The organism is Neobacillus sp. C211, assembly GCF_051842875.1.
GTDB lineage: Bacteria > Bacillota > Bacilli > Bacillales > Cytobacillaceae > Neobacillus.
Genome location: NZ_JBPXRO010000004.1, coordinates 131,467 through 150,441, shown reverse-complemented (window position 1 = coordinate 150,441; position 18,975 = coordinate 131,467). Strand labels below are relative to the sequence as shown.

General features: G+C 38.6%; 11 protein-coding genes and 1 pseudogene. 2 read left to right on the top strand and 10 right to left on the bottom strand.

Annotated features, from left to right (window positions below; translation table 11 throughout):
• Positions 1-163: 163 nt before the first annotated feature.
• Positions 164-1,060, bottom strand: a complete 897-nt coding sequence (locus ACSU6B_RS05880; RefSeq protein WP_410883532.1) for a LysR family transcriptional regulator — start codon at positions 1,058-1,060, stop codon at positions 164-166.
• 140 nt (positions 1,061-1,200) lie between these two features.
• Here ACSU6B_RS05880 and ACSU6B_RS05875 point away from each other — a divergent pair, with 140 nt between their 5' ends.
• Positions 1,201-2,220: a YeiH family protein gene (locus ACSU6B_RS05875; RefSeq protein ID WP_410883742.1), complete on the top strand. Its 1,020-nt coding sequence runs from the start codon at positions 1,201-1,203 to the stop codon at positions 2,218-2,220.
• Between the two features lie 176 nt (positions 2,221-2,396).
• Here the strand turns inward: ACSU6B_RS05875 and ACSU6B_RS05870 are convergent, their stop codons facing one another.
• The 4 genes from ACSU6B_RS05870 to ACSU6B_RS05855 all read right to left on the bottom strand — a co-directional run bounded on the left by ACSU6B_RS05870 (position 2,397) and on the right by ACSU6B_RS05855 (position 7,139).
• Entirely contained in the window at positions 2,397-3,314 is a 918-nt protein-coding gene (locus ACSU6B_RS05870; protein WP_410883530.1) for a LysR family transcriptional regulator, read from the bottom strand.
• 176 nt (positions 3,315-3,490) lie between these two features.
• Positions 3,491-4,600 carry a Ger(x)C family spore germination protein gene (locus tag ACSU6B_RS05865; protein WP_410883528.1) on the bottom strand — a complete coding sequence of 370 codons (1,110 nt, stop codon included), beginning with the start codon at positions 4,598-4,600 and terminating at the stop codon, positions 3,491-3,493.
• Positions 4,597-5,697 carry a GerAB/ArcD/ProY family transporter gene (locus tag ACSU6B_RS05860; RefSeq protein ID WP_410883526.1) on the bottom strand — a complete coding sequence of 367 codons (1,101 nt, stop codon included), beginning with the start codon at positions 5,695-5,697 and terminating at the stop codon, positions 4,597-4,599. Before ACSU6B_RS05860 ends, ACSU6B_RS05865 begins: the two co-directional genes overlap by 4 nt.
• Positions 5,698-5,720: 23 nt before the next feature.
• Complete coding sequence (locus ACSU6B_RS05855; RefSeq protein WP_410883524.1) at positions 5,721-7,139, bottom strand: spore germination protein; 1,419 nt, start codon at positions 7,137-7,139, stop codon at positions 5,721-5,723.
• A gap of 267 nt (positions 7,140-7,406) precedes the next feature.
• On the opposite strand from ACSU6B_RS05855, the gene ACSU6B_RS05850 reads away from it, so the two are divergent.
• Positions 7,407-8,627 carry a helix-turn-helix domain-containing protein gene (locus ACSU6B_RS05850; RefSeq protein WP_410883522.1) on the top strand — a complete coding sequence of 407 codons (1,221 nt, stop codon included), beginning with the start codon at positions 7,407-7,409 and terminating at the stop codon, positions 8,625-8,627.
• A gap of 99 nt (positions 8,628-8,726) precedes the next feature.
• On the opposite strand, the gene ACSU6B_RS05845 is transcribed toward ACSU6B_RS05850, so the two are convergent.
• From ACSU6B_RS05845 to ACSU6B_RS05825, 5 genes and pseudogenes are all read right to left on the bottom strand, one after another.
• On the bottom strand, positions 8,727-16,697 hold the full coding sequence (locus ACSU6B_RS05845; RefSeq protein WP_410883520.1) for a S8 family serine peptidase: 7,971 nt from the start codon (positions 16,695-16,697) through the stop codon (positions 8,727-8,729).
• A gap of 424 nt (positions 16,698-17,121) precedes the next feature.
• Entirely contained in the window at positions 17,122-17,271 is a 150-nt protein-coding gene (locus ACSU6B_RS05840; protein WP_410883518.1) for a hypothetical protein, read from the bottom strand.
• 48 nt (positions 17,272-17,319) lie between these two features.
• A complete protein-coding gene (locus ACSU6B_RS05835; protein ID WP_410883516.1) occupies positions 17,320-18,435 on the bottom strand; it encodes a hypothetical protein in 1,116 nt (371 codons plus the stop codon).
• Positions 18,436-18,443: 8 nt separating this feature from the next.
• Positions 18,444-18,551, bottom strand: a pseudogene (locus tag ACSU6B_RS05830) (cell wall hydrolase); the annotation flags it as partial.
• Positions 18,552-18,600: 49 nt separating this feature from the next.
• On the bottom strand, positions 18,601-18,828 hold the full coding sequence (locus ACSU6B_RS05825) for a spore germination protein (RefSeq protein WP_410883514.1): 228 nt from the start codon (positions 18,826-18,828) through the stop codon (positions 18,601-18,603).
• Positions 18,829-18,975: the final 147 nt, after the last annotated feature.

Sequence of the window (18,975 nt, the reverse complement as noted above, 5' to 3'; positions counted from 1 at the left end):
AAATATTTTAAATTGTATGTAAGTATTACTAATATTAAAAAGGGACTTCAGGATAACGGGAGGACTACTTCGATGATCTCTACATCTACTTCTAAATAAAAAGACAAATCCCCAGTAAAGAGCTTTGTCTTTTTTATATTTTTGATTAATTTATAAAATAGAGCTATTGCGATAATTGATTCTTTAGATATTTTTCTATTAACTCAATAAATAAGTTCATAGATTTCGTATGCAATTCCACAGATTCTGTTATAACCGAAAAATTTCTTTTTATCGGTGTCCCTTTAACATTTAATACTTGAATGGTACCAAGCATTCTTTCTTTTTTTACAGTAAGTTCAGATAAGTAACTAATGCCAAGGCCGGCTTCAACTGCTTCTTTTATAAGTTGTGTGCTGCCGAACTCCATTAACTTGGAAGGACGTATTTGTAAAGTTTGAAATAATGTTTCTGTTGCCTCTCTTGTACCCGAACCTTCTTCACGGACAATCCAATTCTCTTGTTCTACCTGTCTTCGTGTAACTTCCTTATTGAAATAAATGGGATATTTACCCCCTGCTACGATATACATCTGGTCGGTGGAAACGGATTTTATATATATATTTCGTTGAGAAATTTCTCCCTCAACAATTCCTACATCTATCTCATGACTTGTAATTGCTTTAGCAATATCCCTTGTATTGCCAATCTGTACCGAAGGGATGATATTAGGAAATAGGTTTTTCATTCTTGCAAGTATATGTGGTAATACATACTCTCCAAAGGTATAGCTGGCGCCAATTTTTAATGGTCCTGTTGGCTCGTTATTTAATTCATTCACTAACTTCGACATTCGTTTATATAAACCCGTTATTTCTTTAGCATGCACATAGACTATTTCTCCTGCTTTAGTTAGCTGCACACTTTTATTTGTTCGAAGAAGTAGTTTTGCACCTACATATTTTTCCAATTGTTGAATTTGTTGGCTGACTGCAGGCTGAGTCATATGAAGCTCTTCCGCTGCTCTGGAAAAGTTTCTTTTATCAGCTACAGATATAAATACAAATAATAGTTGATCCATATGTTCTCCTTCTTACTATCGTATTCACTTATTATAACTATAATAATCATTTATTTTCCTTATTGTAAATTATTAGTTACGATAAATTATATAGAATCCAAATAAGGGGTTGAAAAACATTGGAACAAAAAGTATTAATAATTCCCAGTCCGAATCAGCAAAAAAAAGCGGCAAAAAAGCTAGATGTTTCTTTGATTTCTGGAATTGGTTTTACATTGATTATAGCCGTGTTAGGTTTTATTTTGGCAGCGCTTCCAGGTCTAAATCATATTGGACCTCTTGCGTGTGCTATTTTACTAGCTGTGGTTTATAGACAGGTTTTTGGATATCCAGAAAAATTACGTACTGGTATTCAGTTTTCATCAAAAAAATTATTGAGATTGGCTATCATACTTTATGGATTAAAGCTTAATATGATTGTGATATTTCATCAGGGATTTCCACTATTACTAAGAGGGTCAATAACGATCATTTTTTCAATCGTTGTCCTTATGACCCTTGCAAAATGGCTGAAGGCCGATTTAAATCTTTCTTTATTATTAAGTCTCGGCACAGGCATTTGTGGTGCGGCTGCCATCGCGGCCGTATCGCCAATTATGAAAGCAAAAGATGAGGATACAGCTATGGGAGTCGGCATCATCGCATTAGTCGGCACAGTGTTTTCAATAATCTATACGTTAATATTTCCTTTTTTATCATTTGGTCCTTTGACCTACGGAAATTGGGTTGGAATCAGCCTACACGAGATCGGCCATGTTGCTTTAGCTGCTGCCCCAGCAGGCCAGGATGCTCTTGCTCAAGCATTACTTGCCAAACTTGCACGAGTATTCCTATTAATTCCAGTTTGCTTTATCCTTATGCTTTGGATGAAAAAGAAAGGAAAAATAAAGGGGGAGACAAAATTCGAATTTCCATGGTTTTTAATTGGTTTTATTGTTATGAGTTTTGTGGGGAGCTATATTATCGGTAAGGAGATTGTAGTATCAAAAAAACTTATGTCAGATATTGCAGTTTCCACCTCATTTCTTTTAACGATGTCTATGACCGGCTTAGGATTAAATATTAGCTTAAAAGAATTACGTACCAAAGCAATACGTCCACTTATTGCCATTGTAATTACATCTATTCTTTTATCACTTCTAACATTTTTTACTATTTAACTAAAAAATCTTATTCATAAAGTTTTATGGTTAGGTGGAGTAAAAGCTCCACCTAATTTTCATGTGTTTCACCTTGGTGAAACATAGTTTCCTCAATAATAGGGAAAATACCGAAATACTCTTCCAATGTCAAATTACGTTCACTTGTACCGGGAACAGCACCGTCATGAAATCGCTCAATTTGAAGTCTGCCTTTTTTTACTATTTTTTAGATTTTTAAAAAAGTCATCAATAAATTCCTTCGCTACCTTTGTTAAACCTTTTGTTTCTAAATATATAAGCCAGAAATCAATTGGAAAATAATTTTCTTCCCTTAGAGGGATGATTTTTATTTCTCCATTTTTAACCATTGGACTATTGTTAATAGTAAAATCATGCAAAAATAAAACGGCTTGACTTTCTTTTATCAACTCGAAAAGAAGGCCGCTGCTATTTGATCTAATTAAAACTTGATGGGGATTCAGTTTTATTAATTTTAATATCTTTTTATAATCCGATGAATTATATATAACAAATTTTGAATTCTCTAAATCACTAAGAGTTACATAATCAAATGAATAATAAGGTGAATTTTTACCAACCGCTATACATATGTGACCCTCATGAATATGTTCAAAACAAATATTTTTTTCTTTTTTTAATTCATTTATAGATGCATGTATGAAAGCGAAGTCATAGTTTTCTTTGTTGAAATTCTGAATAATATCTGTAGGGTTTTGCTCTACAAATTCGAATGTAATATCAGGATTTCTTGAATTAAACTTAACCATTGTTTCTTGAATTACATAAGAAAAGGTGGGCGCTGTAATAATTTTCAAATGAGTTTGATTACTATTTTTATAAGCATAAATTTCTTTGTTCAGTTCTTTAATGGTCTTAAGTAAAGCGATAGCTTTGGAAATAACTATTTTACCTTCAAAAGTAGGAGTAACTCCTTGTTTTGATCGGTTAAAGATTTTTATTCCAAGCTCATTTTCTAGCTGTGTTATGGATTGACTCATCCCTGAAGGTGAAATAAACAATTTTTCTGCTGCTTTTGTAATTGACATCTCATTTGCAACATTGACAATATACTCCATTTGTTCAAAATTCATTCTATCACCTCAACTTCAGCTGATCCGATCCACATTAAGATCTATGAAACCATTTTACGCTTGATTTTTATGCTTCGCCAGACACAGTTGTTCTGCAAGGAATTTCAGATAAAATAAATAATTTTGGTCATTAATAGGACGCGTTCCCCAATCTGAGTACGCGCCCACCCGAGCTATTATTCTTCCGAGTTAAGGATCTGTACGTCGAAATTCGGTTCGATCGTCATTTCCGGAAAGTCTTTGCGCCAATCCAAAGACTTCCAAATGTTCGGATGATATGCCTTAAATTCCTTTCCAATGCCGAGAATGTCGCAATTCGCTTTTTGCAAAGTCTCAATCGTCGCTGCCGCTTTTTCTTCCAGATGCTTACTCAGTTCTTTTTCCATTTGATTAACGTAATCGGAATTAAGAATATTAACTGACTTGCCAAGTTCAAATACATTAATTTGCAATCGGACTCCGATGTTTACTTTCGGTAAACCTCCTGATTTAGGGTGTACTGTGATCTTTGAATTCCCTTTTTTAACGGAAAACCCGTATTCGATTTGACGTCCCTCAGCGTTTTCCGACATATGTCCAGTAATTCTTTGCCTTCCTTTTTCCTTATCTAACATCATCATCAGCATCCGAACTTGTTCTTTGCTGAGAGTCACCCCTGTATTCGTACCTTGACGGAATAATTGAGCGCCGCTTAATTCCATTCCCGATTTGGATGCTCTCAACACGGGCAGCGCGATATCTCCCAATGGTTCTTTCCGGGATAGAATAAAATGCATCATGGAAACGGTGGGTATCATTCCTTTCCTATCCAAAGACATAATAAACTCATTCAGATTTTTCGTAAACGCTTCATTATTTCCCGATTTAGTTTTAAAAATCTTCGAAATCCTCCCCTCAAATACAACTACGGGGGTGTTGATCGACGAATAGGGGGCCTTAAGTAAAAAAGCGAGTTTTGGAACAGGATCATGCGATGCAAACCTCTCGCTTAAAAAATAGATTCTCGTGTTGACCGTTAAGAAAGGGGCTCGATCGATGTATTCTCCTTGGCCGACCGCTTCAACTAAACTAGGTCCTCTGAGTACCGTTATCACCGATTGCGGATTCCCTTCTCCTTGGCCCGCACTTTTAAGCTTGGTGACAATAAAAGCTAGTTCGACGTCCCCACTCTCCTCGTCCAAATCCAACCCGGCGATGTCCACCAATTGAAGATTACGCAACGGTAATCGATCCCAACAACCGGTCAAGAGCAATAACGACAAAATTCCAATTGCCGCTTTTTTCATCCTCTCGCCACCTTTCCCCGTGCCAAAGAAATGAGAAGCAGAAATGTCGGCACAATGGCAATCATAATACCAGTAACAATATTATGATAGTCTAATAATCGGGACTGCAATTGCCGGTCAGAGCACCATAATCCGAGCCCGAAACAAACGATTGCAAGAATCCATACCAAAAGAGGATGGTTGCGGATTTCCTTACCTCCGATGAACGCAAAATAACGGGCCGACATGAACAAATAAACATACAGTGTTACCAAAACCACAGATAGCCAAATCGACATAAATAGAATATCGAGGCTTTGAACGACTGGCCAATTGAATACACGGAGAATGAACACCATCGGCTCCGGGATGGACTTCAATTGATTTTCGCTGAAGTTGGACGAAACAATGACTGTTATCATCACGTAAAAAAGGGTTGTAAATCCATTGGCAGCCGAAATTGCCATTAAGATATCCTTCTTCTTGCGGGATCTTACAAATGGAAAAACGTACAGGAGAAGCTCATAACCCGAGTACAACCAAAACGAAGGGACAGCACCCTTTATAAGCGATCCGATCCCGTGAGTGCCAATTGGCAGAAGATTACGGAAGTCACTTTCTTTTCCAATTCCACTTATCAATACGATCACAAAGCATATCAGAAACATAAGCATAATCATCTGCGTAATGCTAGCTATTGAGCGTAGAGTAGATGAAGCGATATACGCTCCCATTGTGAAAGATACTCCGATTAACACAAACCAGGGAGTCTCAAATAACAGCCAGCGGTTGATGACATCAGAATAAGTGATAATAACCATAAGACTATTTTGCGCGAAGTACGCGGCAATCAAGAAGTTTACGACCGATCCTAACGGCTTTCCAACAATAGCAGATATATACTGGGGCAACGACCGATCGGCATATCTCTTTCCAAGTTGATAGATGATCAGGATGACCACTTGAGCAATCACTCCCCCCATCAATATGGACAGCCAAGAGTCATTGCCCGAGGTTTGGTTTTGTGCGTAAGGGATCTTTAAAACACTAACGCCGACTTGGGTCAGAATAACTAGGCATATTAATTGGTTGATAGAGATTTTTTCTAAGTGTATCATTCAGTCCCCCCCCCCTCCTTCGATCACTTTTTTTTCATTTCGTCTTTTGCCAAGCTTTCCATCGGACGTTTTTTCAAGCTCTTGATTGGTCCTCTGAACCATGTATCCTTAATCGTATCACCGCTAATCCCCGAGTAAAAGTACGGTATGCCCATCGTGTTTAAACGGGCCAAATGCGTCAGCACCAAGAGGAAAGAAAGTTCCAAGCCGAACAGCCCGAAAATCGAGGCCATGACAATGAGCGGGTACGTCAAAAATCGGGCCGCGGTACTCATTTCATAGGAAGGAATAATAAATGAAGCAATGCCGGTAAGCGCCACTACGACGACCATCATGTTGGAAATCAGATTCGACTCAACAACGACGGTACCGATGACAATACCTCCTACTACGCCGATCGTATTGCCGATAGAACTTGGGAGACGGATGGTCGCTTCTCGCAAGATTTCAAGTATGAACAGCATACTTACCGCTTCGAGTACTGGTGGCAACGCGATGTATTGCATAGAGCTTTGCAGCGTCAGTGCAATATCGAACGGGAGAATACGTGGATCGAAAGTGACAAGGGCCACGTAAGTGCCAGGCAGGCTGATCGCGAAAAGAAAGCAGAAGACCCGAAGAAACCGTAAGGCGCTGCCGAACAGCCAGCCGATTTGGTAATCGTCGGGGGTTTGGAAGAACGCCCAGAACGAAACCGGAAGGATCAGGCAATTTGGCGAACCGTCGGTTAAAATCGCGATTTTCCCATCCATCAGGTAAGATTTTACTCGGTCCGGTCTTTCGGTAACAAGCATTTTGGGAAACATTGAGAATTTTTTGTCTTCAATCATTTCATGAATTAACCCTGGCGCTTCGACGGAATCAATGTCGATGCTGTCGATCCTGCGTTCAAACTCCTTTAGGACATTTTCGTTTGCGAGAGACTGTAAGTAAAGTACGGCTACTTTTGTATTCGACCTGCGGCCAACCTGATAGAACTTTACGACAAGATCGGGCGACGCGATCTGCTTGCGCATCAAATTGAGATTCGTATCCAGGTTTTCGATCAACGCTTGGTTGGAACCGCGCAGTGTCCGTTCGTTCATTGGAAAATTTATCGCGCGTTCTTTATTAAGCTCGGTTCCAAGCAAATAGAACTTGGCTTCGCCTTCAATTTGAATAACCGTCTTCCCCGCGACGAGCGCTGTCGATGCTTCCGTAATAAGATCGGTCTCACCATATTCTAGAATGGACACAGCTTCACGTACGCTAACGTCCGTGTTGCAAAGCAATGGGCGGATAATGTGTTCCTGTACCACAGCAAGCTCGATCATAGTATCCAAATAAAAAAGCCGAAAAGGTCGGTCGCCTGCCACGAAATCGCTCGATTTGAAGTCTGAGCTATGGAATAGCATTTCCTGCAGCGACTTCTCGTTTTTGTCTAATGATCGGTCGGCTTTCATTGAAGGTACCTCTTTTCTCCAAATCGGAAAGTTTTACATATTTTACCCTCAACTTCTTTTCCTATTCCGTTTTAAAGCTTTTGAAATGAACATTTCGCTGTATCGAGTGGCAGCTTTATTTTTTGGATATTTCATTTGAATGTCTTCTTAAGTATTACTTCACAAGATACTCCATTTTTCTAAATGTACTTAATATTTTGAAGAATGTAGAATGTTATCTGGTAAGTTGTTTTTTTATGGGTAAATTGGCCAGGGGGGCTATTAGTTATGTATGAGGGGAAAATCATCAAGTTTTATCGTGAGAAATACAAATTAACTCAAGAGCAATTAGGGAAAGATATATGTTCTATCACACATATTAGTAAAATTGAATGTAATCAAACAACATACTCAGCTGAAATCATTTCTTTATTATCCAAGCGGCTTGGAATAAATATGGAGTTGGAAGTAAAAAAACTTAAAAATATTAAACAACACTTATTTCATTGGCAAGATGCAATAATTATGCAATTATTTGAAGATATGGAACAAATTAACATCGAGATCGAACGAGAAGAATTAATTGAAATCTCAGAATATAGACTTATGTATCAGTTACTTCGGGCAAGATATTTACTAATGAATAATAGGGCTCATGAAGCAATGAAGATCATACAACAAATTCAAAAAATAGAAAACAAATTAACCCCTTATGAAAGTAATCTTTTAAAACATGTTTTAGGTATCTATTATTTAGAAAAACAGGATTTCCTCAAAGCAATTCAAATATTAAAAGAAATACAAAATGAGATTTATAATAATTCAGAATATTACTACCACCTAGCAAAAGCTTACCATACTATACAATCGCCCGTTTTGACTTATTATTATGCTGAAAAATCCCATCAATTCTTTAAAGATATGAATAACTATCTTAGAGTTATTGATGCAGAAATGCTTATGATCATACAAGTTGAAGATAATGATGGTAATGAAGAAATCATAAACCGGTTTAAAAAATTAATTAAAAGCTGTGATTTATGTAATGCCCCTGATCGAAAGTCAAAAGTGTTGCATAACTTAGCTGTTGAATACTTTCGAAGAAAAAATTATGAGCAAGCAAGTGAGTTTTATAAACAATCCATGTCCCTTAAGAATCCAGAATCTCCTGTCTATTTACTTTCTTTAGAAGGATTTATTCGCAGTTCGTTTGAGGGGGACCTTATTGCAAATGATCAACTAATACAACACGCAGAGGATGGATTAATGACTGCAATTAGAATAAAACAATCATTATATATCCATCTATTTAAACTTTTGATTTATTTATTAAAATATAAAGAAAAAGATTATCATCAATATTTACTCAATAAAGCATTACCTATGTTCATTCAATCTGGATATACCTATTTGATAAAGCGTTCTAAAAAGGAATTATTTCATCATTATGCTAATAATAATTTACCGGATAAAGCATTGGAAATGGCACACTTATTAATCAACGCTTAAAACCCTTTATTTTAAGTCTGGAAGGAGGATGATTCATCCTTCTTTTTCTTTTTGTAAAAAAAATATCCCTGAAAAAAATTCAGGGATATTTCTTTTATATTATTTGCTAACAGTAACTTTTGTAGCTACACTTACGTTTCCAGCTTTGTCTGTAGCTGTTACGTAAAGGTGTGTACTTACATTTTGTTTTACAATTGATATAGTGAACTTACCATAGCTATTAACTGTTCCTGTCCCAAGTGTTATTGTGCCTGCTTTAATTAAAATCGTAGAGCCCGCTTCAGCTGTACCTGTTACTATTGGAGTCGCAGAAGTCACTTTATTTACAATTGGTGCTATTGGAGCTGTTTTATCAATGGTAAATTTTACCGTTGTTTCGTTACCAGATGCGTCCGTTACCACTAATGTGTGGTTACCCTCGCGAGTAACTGCCGTTCCGCTTGTGAAAGCTTTGCCATCTAATGTAGCTGTTGCTTCATTAAATGTAATGATGACATCCTTGTTGTAATGCCCATTGTTTTCTACACCAGTTGCCCATTTTGCAAAGAGCCTTACGTCGCCTGTAACTTTATCTGTCGCAAAATTCCATGCAGTTTTACCTGTTGTATCTTTATACCAACCAAGGAATGCGTAACCAGGTCTTGTTGGTGTAGTTGGAGCCGTAATTGTTTTAGAATAATCTCCTGTCTTGCTATCTACTAAGCCACCATCTTGATGATCGAAGACAACGCTGAATTTATGTGGTGTCCATTTTCCATAAAGTGTTCTCACAGAATAGATAGAGTTTGTAAATTCCCAAGGAAGAGTACATGCCTCATCTGCGAACCAAGTTAAATCATATCCGTAAACAACTGGTTCTGTGATTCTGCGTACTACAATCTTGTCCTGTACTGCAAATGGTGCATTATCTTGAACTACGAAATGTACATTATATCCATTCACTACTTTTTGAACAAGTGTCACATCCGCATAGTCCGTTGCCTTGATAAGAATCGTGTAATCTCTTGCTCTTGAAAACAGACTCTTACCTAGCGTAATGATACGGTTAACAGTATCTACGCTGACCTTCGTTTTGTCGACAGCAATACCGTTGATCGCGATACTACTACTCGCTTTTGCCCATTCCTTATCAATGAACTCAAGAACCATATCATTTCCTATCGCGTTATCTGTTGTATCTGGTGTCACAACAGAACCAGCTAACGCATATTTAGCATAAAGGGTGATTGGTTTTGTTACGATGTTTGAAAAATCATACGGTGTTGTTAAGTTTTGATCACTATACCAACCGTAGAACTTAAAGCCAACTTTTGCGGGATCAATTGGTTTTTTAGCACTTCTGTCTACGATTTGAGCTGGAACAGGATCTCCACTATTTGATTCAAACGTTACTGTATAACCAATAACTTGATCGCTCACAATAGCATCTTGATATCCTTCCGAAACAATCGTCACATTGACCTTTTGTCCGATTATGAAGAGGTTACGGTTAAGAATGATGCTGTTAGCCGTCATCGTGTAATCTGTGATTTCTACTAATGTTTTCGAACCAATTTTCACTGCTTTGATGTTGTTTTTCCATGTTCCATCATCTGTGAATGGTAACGTAATATCGCTTCCTACAATGTTTCCAACTGTATCCTTTGAAACGGTAGGTGGTACTTTAATCCAACCTAAATAGTAGTTGACATTATCCATTACTACTATAGGACCGTCTGTAATAGTGGACTTCTTGTCGCTTGAACCAGCTGCGTCCAAATAGAGGTATGGACCAGGTGTCAGATCGCCTTTTGTGACATGTGATGGAACCATTGACATCGTTGGCGCTGACGCTTTTCCATTGATCAACTGATCAGCCAGGAATAAGTCATTTGCATTTTTTAATGTTCCGCCGTTTAAGTCAATATGACGTCTGTATCCTAGTTTAATATCAGGAATCGTCACCGTTTCGCCTGTTGTCGCGGTTAATGTAACCTTATACCCCTTGATATTTCCTAAATTTCCTAATGTTGGCATTTCACTAAAGGCAAACTTTTCTCCTAATGTCGTTTGTCCCGCTTGAACAGCTTGATCATGTGTAGCGGTTTTAAACGAAAGAATACCGTTATTGTTTGCACCAGTTACCAAGTCATAGGTGCTTGGGTCTAACGTATAGGTCGTTGCGTTTGTGTCTGTCGAGCCATCACTCTTCATCTGATAGAAAGTGCTCTCGATTTTAGCAATGTGCGCCTTGTCTGATAACCAAGGGATATTGGTTAAATAGTCTGGGATGTTGATTTTTAAATCGCCTTCTCCAAGAACCCAACCGGTTCCGCTTACTGCTCCATTACTTCCGTCGAATTTCGGCCCATTCGGGTCTGCCTTACCAACAAGAGAATAGTTTTGAGTCGCATTCATTTGCCATTTTGCATAGACGGTTTGGTCTGCGTTTATATTATTTCCAACAATCCACTGAGACGTAGTCGTACCTTCTTTATCAGTAAACCAGCCAATGAAGACATAGCCAGGTCTCGTTGTCGAAGGATTTTTATTTCCACCAATATAAGCGCCGTTCGCAATATAAGCGCCATCTATTTTGGATTTCGCTGGATTGTATCCAACTGCAACCGGACTAACTTGAGACCCACCTTGCGAATCAAATGTAATACCATATCCAACTGCTTGTGCAGCACTTCCATTTGAATCCACACCAATGGATTTAAGTGGGTAAATCGTATTATCTTCACCCGTTGAGCTGATGTTAAACTGATACAACTGAGGCAACCAATTGGTTCCACCAGGTTCGATCACGGACGTCGCAGTCGCAGGATTCGCATTTGTCTTAAATAATTCAGCCTTAAAGGTAATTTGTCCTGGTACGCTGATATCGTAATATTTATTACCACTACCATCTTTCAAATCTGTAATGTCCACAAGAGCGGAATTCAACGTTTTCACTTTAATGTTATTAATCCCTTGACGCCAATTCGCATCCTCTGGGAAGGTAAACGTTAAATCATGACCTACATGTGCTTTTGACGGGTCAGTTACCAATGGAATCGTAGGAGTCGGAATTGGTACCGATGACACCGTAAAGGCCTTTGTTACATTTTGATAACCAGTTGCCTTAATCGTCACGGTGTAATTCGTAGCGGTCGTGAATAACGAACCAGGTAACGTGATTTTTGAAGGCATTGTCTGCCTTTGTCCAAGTGCATCAGCATACTGATAAGCTGGTGCGATCGTCACGCTACTTGTCACATCCGTCGAACCTAGCATAACTTGTGTAATCGCCTTTCTCCATACCGTATCATCGACGAATACATTACTAGCTGGCACGATCGAGATTGTTGAACCATTTTGTAAATCAATCAACTTCGGAATCGTTGTTTCATAGGTTGTTTGCTGCGGACCTGCAAAATTAAGAGCCGCCATTACTTCTTTCACACCATCACCAGTGTGTAGTTGTACCCCATTCACCATCGTATCCTCTGTAAGCGTCAACTGTGGGTTTCCTACCGCTACTCCCGCATTGATGGCATTTTGGTTAACTGCCCCAAAGTTTTTGAAGATGAAATAGAAATCATTGTAATCGATTCCCCAACCACCTGGATTGACAGTTGGAATCCAATAGATATCGTAATTTCGGTTTGCTGGAGCATTTAACCAGTCTTTTTTCGCTAAAGTACCGACCTGTGCTTTGTAAGTCGTGTAGGCATTCACTTCAGCCGTTAAGTCGTTCATATCGATGACGTTATCGCCATTCACATCTCCACCTAATAGAACTGGGAAAAGACCCGGAAGATCTTTGACGGTACCTGAATTATAACCAAATTTATTTTCACCAATGACTGGTGTTTTTCCATATCCCTTGAAATGTCCTGGCACATTCGCTACCATTGAATATGGTTTATCACTTACATCCGCCGTCACGGCATAATAAGGATCGATAAAATAATATTTGATTGAATTATTTGGTGTCGTTGGGTTGTCCGTTGTAAACGATTTCCCCTTGTCATCTGTAACCGTTACCTTCGCTCCTGATTCCACTGTGAACTGAGGATAGTTATTGTTTATGTTGTTTCTTGCGAATGATTCCGCCGCCACACGTCCTCGAATAAGAGAAGTGGACTGACGCACAAAAGGTGTATTCGTTGGGAACCATGCTACTTTGGTATCCACACCTGACAAGGTTAAATTCGATTTTAATAACGGGAATTCAAATGGCCCCGTAATTGGGTCAGGGTTCGAATAAGTAACATCTGCTTCGATAATATTCATATCATGGTCTAGCGCAGCTGCTGCACTAATTCCAGAGATGGTTACATCTGTGTTTTCGCCGACTTGATAAACCGGATGAACATATGGTTGACCGATCGTTAGCGCATGGTCAACTTCAGATTGGGACATCCCTTTGCTGATGAGATAATTTTTATATTCATCGGTTAGTCGGATATTGCTAAATTTATACACGTTATTACTATTTAGCGTAATAGTTCCACCCGTCATGCCGATACCATAATGTGTGGCAATTGTCGTTTTGAACGGTTTATTTGCATCGACAACCACTTTATCTTCATTTCCTGGACCTGCATCTACCCCATTCGACATGGTTAACGTTACATATGGATTACCTTTTTTGATGAAGTAATACGTCTGTTTGGTCGTATCCATATCTTCTTCACCCGAATAGTCGATTGGACTAATCACAAATTCACTACCTAATTTGTTCGCTACATCCTCCTGTGTGACACCAAAATGTAAACGACCATTCTCATTTGTTTTGAAGATGACAGTTGGTTGATAACTATCTTGGTAGCCGAAAACGTGGTTCAATCCTTGGTCAACAGGGACTGGTGTGACCCCATCCTCCGGACTTGGAACGGACGTTTCGCCATTATTTTTCATGACATCCACGTTCGAATCATAAACAGTACCATAGAACCCTTTAATTTCTTGTCCTGGCAGGTACCCTGCGGTATCGATTTCATAAATGCCTTCTTTTGAATCATTGTCCATCTTCATCGTTGGCGGTGTACCGTCAACATAAAGTGTGTCTTCTGCTGTATAGCGTTTTCCTTTTTTGTCCGTCGCAATCATCTCAAGAGAGTAAGCGCCTTCTTGTAAAACGGCTATTTTATTTGAGATTCCGGACTGGTCATACGTTCCATCATAGTCTTTCGTAAACGGAAGATAGCTTCCATTAAAAAGGGTGATGATAGGTCCGTAGTGAATACCTGGGGTAAAGTTGCTGCCGCTTCGTAACGTGTTCGTAACCCCTATATACTTTCCATCTTTGTCTTTTAACACAACATAGATGTTTTCCATTTCGTTATTCACCGAGAACGTATAAGCTGATAGATTACCCACTGGCGTTGCTTTGATGTTGACTTTAAACGAATCAATTCCTTTTTCTGCTACTGTAATCGTAAATGGAATACGATACGTTTCGCTTGCATCCGCCGCATTGACAACATTGATATACCCTTCATAGCTGCCATCTAATGCGTTCGACGGAATGGTGATGGTCGCCGTTGTTTTCACTGTGCTATTTTTATCTACATTAATCGATGTTGTGTTTGAACCACCGACAGCAAAATCAACTTTCACATCATTTCCTGTTCCAGGTCCTACTTTATTCGATTGCGCAAATTTCGTTGAAAGAAACTCCGTGCTCACCTTAAAGGTTTTATTGCTATCTCCAAGGTTTGCAATGTTGAAGTCTTTCGACGAAACGGTATCATCCGTTCCGTTTGTCGCACCGTCACCACGACCTTTAAAGCCAAAGAACATGCTTCCAGTGATTTGATCAATTTGTGTTAAAACATCTGTTCCATCCACTGATTCAACTGTCGTTGCTTTGTCTAATACTTGGACTTTCACATCCGATTTGATCGCTTTTACAGGATCAATACGACCTGCACCGACTTGATAGACGCTATACGTTTTCGAATCGGTGTTCACATCTTTCGCCGTATTCATCAAAGCCGTTTTCACGTCTGCTGGCGTGTAATCTGGATGAGCCGCAATTACAAGTGCGATTGCTCCTGTTGTATGAGGTGCCGCCATCGACGTACCTGACATGGATTGATACGCAGATTGATAGTTGTGAGTCGCATTTTCTTGTGATTCCCAAATATCATATGGAGCTGTTGACATGATATCCACACCAGGTGCGATCACGTCTGGTTTAATGGTCCAATCTTTTACAGGACCTGTTGAACTGAAGCCTGCTAGTTCATCGCCATCTTTCTTGATTGATTCATCAAGAGTCGTTGGGAATGTAACAGTTGCTTTGTCTGGATCTGCTTTAATCTCGTTCGATAGGGCTTGACCTTGTGCTTGCGTCAATGAAATCGAATACACATTATCTTGGCTTACACCTAAGAAGGTTGGTATATAGCCTTGTGTTTCCGTATCGTCTTGATTATCCCAAATGATCATCGCTTTTACGCCTGCATTATGTGCATTCGCCATTTTCGTTTGCAAAAACTCTCCACCGCGATGGACAAGTACGATTTTCCCTTTTACATCTTTTTCTTGGAAATCCGCTGCACTACCTAATCCAACATCTACGATTGGTAGGGTTTGTCCTTTTAGCGCATCATCGGCATCTGCAAAACTTTTACCGAATAAACGAGCTTGGTAGGAAGAATTTCCGTTTTTAATCGTCATCACAGGGATTTCTTCTGGTATACTACTTGCCCCAACCGTAATCGCTAGTGGTGACGTTCCTGGTGAACCGACTGTTGCGACACCTGGACCACTGTTACCTGCTGAAATCGAGCAGGTAACTCCTGCTAACGTTGCGTTGTTAATCGCAATACTCGTCGGGTAAAATGGGTCATTATTTGTTGCCCCAAGCGAAAGATTGATGACATCCATATGATCTATTACGGCTTGGTCAATCCCTTTTAAAACGGATTCTGATAATCCGGAACCACCTGGTCCTAATACACGATATCCATGAAGTTCCACATCTGGCGCCATCCCATTCGCTGAAAACACGCCGTTATTATTCGTTGTGTTAGCTGCAATCGTCCCCGAAACATGCGTTCCGTGAGATGTGATATAGTGTTTGTAATCTGCTGGAGCCGGCATATCGATAGGACTTGGATTTGCATTAGCCTTCGCTTTCACCCAATCCGGATAAATCGTTTCCATTGGGTCATGGTCATCAATTAAAATGATATTTCCTTTCGCATCTAGCGTAGGATTGGCAAAGTCATGCCCTTCATAAAGGTTCCCATTCTCATCATGTGTCACCTTGTAAAGGTCTGGATGATTATAGTCAATCCCTGTATCTAATACACCGACTTTTACTTTTTGACCTACACGAGGTCCTTTTTTAATAATACCAGTGTACCCCTCAGCTTGAAGTTTATCGACTCCCATTAATGACAGCCCACCAGTTGGTTTACCTACAGAACCTGGTTCAGATGTCTGGGATGCTTTTGCTGATTCCGGCACCGTATACTTCACTGATGACCAAATCGAAGCGACTTCAGGGTTTTCCGCTAATTTTTCAACTTGATTTCCTGGAAGAGTTAACGCTACACCATTAAAGGCATCGGTGTATTGTGTTGTGATACTCATTTCCGTTTTGACTTGCTTTCCACCGACGATTTGTGTTTTCGCCTGTTTATTCACAAAGCTTTGGAATGTGGTGTGAGACTCTTTCACTTTTTGCTTAGCTGCTGCATATTCAGACGCAAAGATTTTCGCGCTTGCTGTTGCCCCACCTTTTTCAATTGAGTTTTTAATGATTTGGATTTTAGCTGGATCTGTTTTAAATTGAACAATGACTTGAATGTTCGATTTTTTAGTTATGTCTTTTTGGCCCACACGGATTTTGTTCGCGATATCCGCACCCGTTAATTTGTTAATGTTTGCTTTTTGCTCAGGAGTTAGACCATCAAGAATACGGTTTACTTCTTTTGCATTAAACGTTCCACTGGACGGACTGTTCTGACTTGATTTATCAGCTGCCTGTACGAATGTTAAACTCTGAGGTAGTGCAAAGTTTAAAAGCATTGCAATCAACACAGAGATGGAAAACATTCTCTTTTTTTGTCTCATTCTCTTACTCATTTTAACCCTCCTTTTAAAATATAAAACTATGAGCAATCTAATAGATGTTCTACTTGCTCATACTATCGCAAGATATTTAAGTATAATTAATTTTCTAAAAACTTAAATATATTTTCATTTTAATAGGATTCATATAAATCGTACATTGGGGGAATTTATCCTTTTCGAATCGACGTTTTTCTTCCCCAAAAAACAAATCATTGGGTTTATTGCTAATAAATGATAGAACTTTAGGTAATTAGCGAATATAGTCGACTAAGAAAAGGAAGCTATGTTAAATAAATCTAGTAAACTGCTGATTCGCATTTGGGGGAATATTAGAAATTTATCAAAAAAAATAAAATGTCGAGAATATATTGATTTATAAAAAAAAAGCTATCCCATTCCTAAAATAAATAGGAAGGATAGCTTTTTAATAAGTTATTTACGGTTGCTGAACAACTGTCACTTGTTTAGGCGTTGTTGTTACTTTAAAACCGTCTTTTGTAACGATATCAGCTGTGATAAAATACGTACCATTTGGTACATCAGCTTGAGGTGCCCATTGTTCTTTCAATGTATGTTCATTTTTCACTTGCCATGAATCAATTAACTTTCCACTTGCATCTTTTACATTAATGGTTCAGTCTACTCTGTTATGGGCCCAGCTTACAATTTTTGCTGGATTGCTTTTGTTAATATTTGTAGACGTAAGAACAGCGATTGTTTGAATGACCATACCTTGAGTATTAAAGCTTTGATCTCCCCACGTGGTCCAAGATACATTTCCTGCATTATCAACGCCTAAAATCACAATACCTTTCGGTTCTGTATTGACAAGGAAAGATTTTTGCTCTTGTGGCAATGAATAAGATTTTCCATTAATAAAAACAACAGCAGAATTAAAGTCACTTGCATTATCTTCCGCATTGAAGGAAATTTCATATTTTCCGTTAATAGGTGTTACTTTTATATTGGAAATTTTCGGAGCGATGGAATCTACCAACATTGGCACTTTAACAATCTGTGGTTTTGCGTTTGGATAATCCATTGTTGTTTTTAACACATATTGGTATTTGCCGTCAGGAACATATTGTCCGGATTGGTCTTTCATATCCCATTTATATCCTTGATACATAGTATCTCCAAATGCCATAACGTTTTTTCTAAATTTCCATGGTTGTCCATTTCCAGTATATTCGCTAAAATCACCTAAATTTTTGATAAGATTTCCAGACGAATCTTCAATATACGTTTCAACTTTTTCTAAATTACGTAAGGCTTGGAATGAACCAAAGATACCTGTAGCACCAATATAGTTTGGTGAGTAAGCAATATGGTTAAGATCGAAACCATTTCCATTGAATCCTAGTGGAGAGTCTTGGTCATCATTCCAAAGAGCAGTATATCCGACAAATGCATCTTTATCCCATGCTGGAGCATCGATATTTCGTGGCTCATCCCATTTTCCATAGAAGCCCGTATAAGGAACAGTTAAAGGTACGGCTTTATCTTGGTTCTTCGCTACTGGAACTAGACGAACAAATCCTCCTACAAAACTATTTTTCTTTAAGGAATCTGGTAATGATACATTAACAGTCAGCATTTTTGTTTGACCTGGCTTGATTTTAACTAATGATCCTGTTTTGTCAGTTACTGTATTATCATTGACAGTGACAGTTGCACCATTAATCCGTACACTTGTTAAGCTTAAATACTCTTTTGATTCTACTTTTCCATCAAAATCAAAATCTTTCATTTCTGTCTTATATTTTCAACCATTAACATTCCTTGTTTGCCATCACCCTCTGCTTCCGCTCTCATCATTCTTCCCAATAATTCTACGTCATCAGTTGTGTGTTTTACTCTCGGCATACCTCACCCTCTAATTACATTTTATTATTGTACTTCTTCGTTATTTACTTTAATTCGGAAAGATATGTTTCCTGTTGTGTAATTCTCGCAAGTCCCCTCGAATCAAAACATCTCGGAACTCTGTAGGCCTAAATGGAATGAAAGGGGAGAGATAAGGAACTCCCAAAGACTTTAGTTGTGCTAAATAAATGAATGAGATCGTTGCAAGAACGGTTATTCCAGGGAAACCGAAATAATTCCCTGCTAATAGGAAAGCGTATCTCAGATTAAAAACCAAACCCGTCCCCTATAAATAATTAAAATTTGCAGATCTATAGGTTGAATGATATGTGTTTTAACTTCACAAACTTTTACGATTGTCTCAAGTAATAGAGAGTGATTTTATTGTTAAAATCCTTTTCTTAAAATCGGTCGTAAGGTTAAA

Excerpts from the sequence above, each read along its gene's own strand:
- ACSU6B_RS05880 (WP_410883532.1), bottom strand. The coding sequence starts at position 1,060 with ATGGATCAACTATTATTTGTATTTATATCTGTAGCTGATAAAAGAAAC.
- ACSU6B_RS05870 (WP_410883530.1), bottom strand. The coding sequence starts at position 3,314 with ATGAATTTTGAACAAATGGAGTATATTGTCAATGTTGCAAATGAGATG.
- ACSU6B_RS05865 (WP_410883528.1), bottom strand. The coding sequence starts at position 4,600 with ATGAAAAAAGCGGCAATTGGAATTTTGTCGTTATTGCTCTTGACCGGT.
- ACSU6B_RS05860 (WP_410883526.1), bottom strand. The coding sequence starts at position 5,697 with ATGATACACTTAGAAAAAATCTCTATCAACCAATTAATATGCCTAGTT.
- ACSU6B_RS05855 (WP_410883524.1), bottom strand. The coding sequence starts at position 7,139 with ATGAAAGCCGACCGATCATTAGACAAAAACGAGAAGTCGCTGCAGGAA.
- ACSU6B_RS05850 (WP_410883522.1), top strand. The coding sequence starts at position 7,407 with ATGTATGAGGGGAAAATCATCAAGTTTTATCGTGAGAAATACAAATTA.
- ACSU6B_RS05845 (WP_410883520.1), bottom strand. The coding sequence starts at position 16,697 with ATGAGTAAGAGAATGAGACAAAAAAAGAGAATGTTTTCCATCTCTGTG.
- ACSU6B_RS05835 (WP_410883516.1), bottom strand. The coding sequence starts at position 18,435 with ATGAAAGATTTTGATTTTGATGGAAAAGTAGAATCAAAAGAGTATTTA.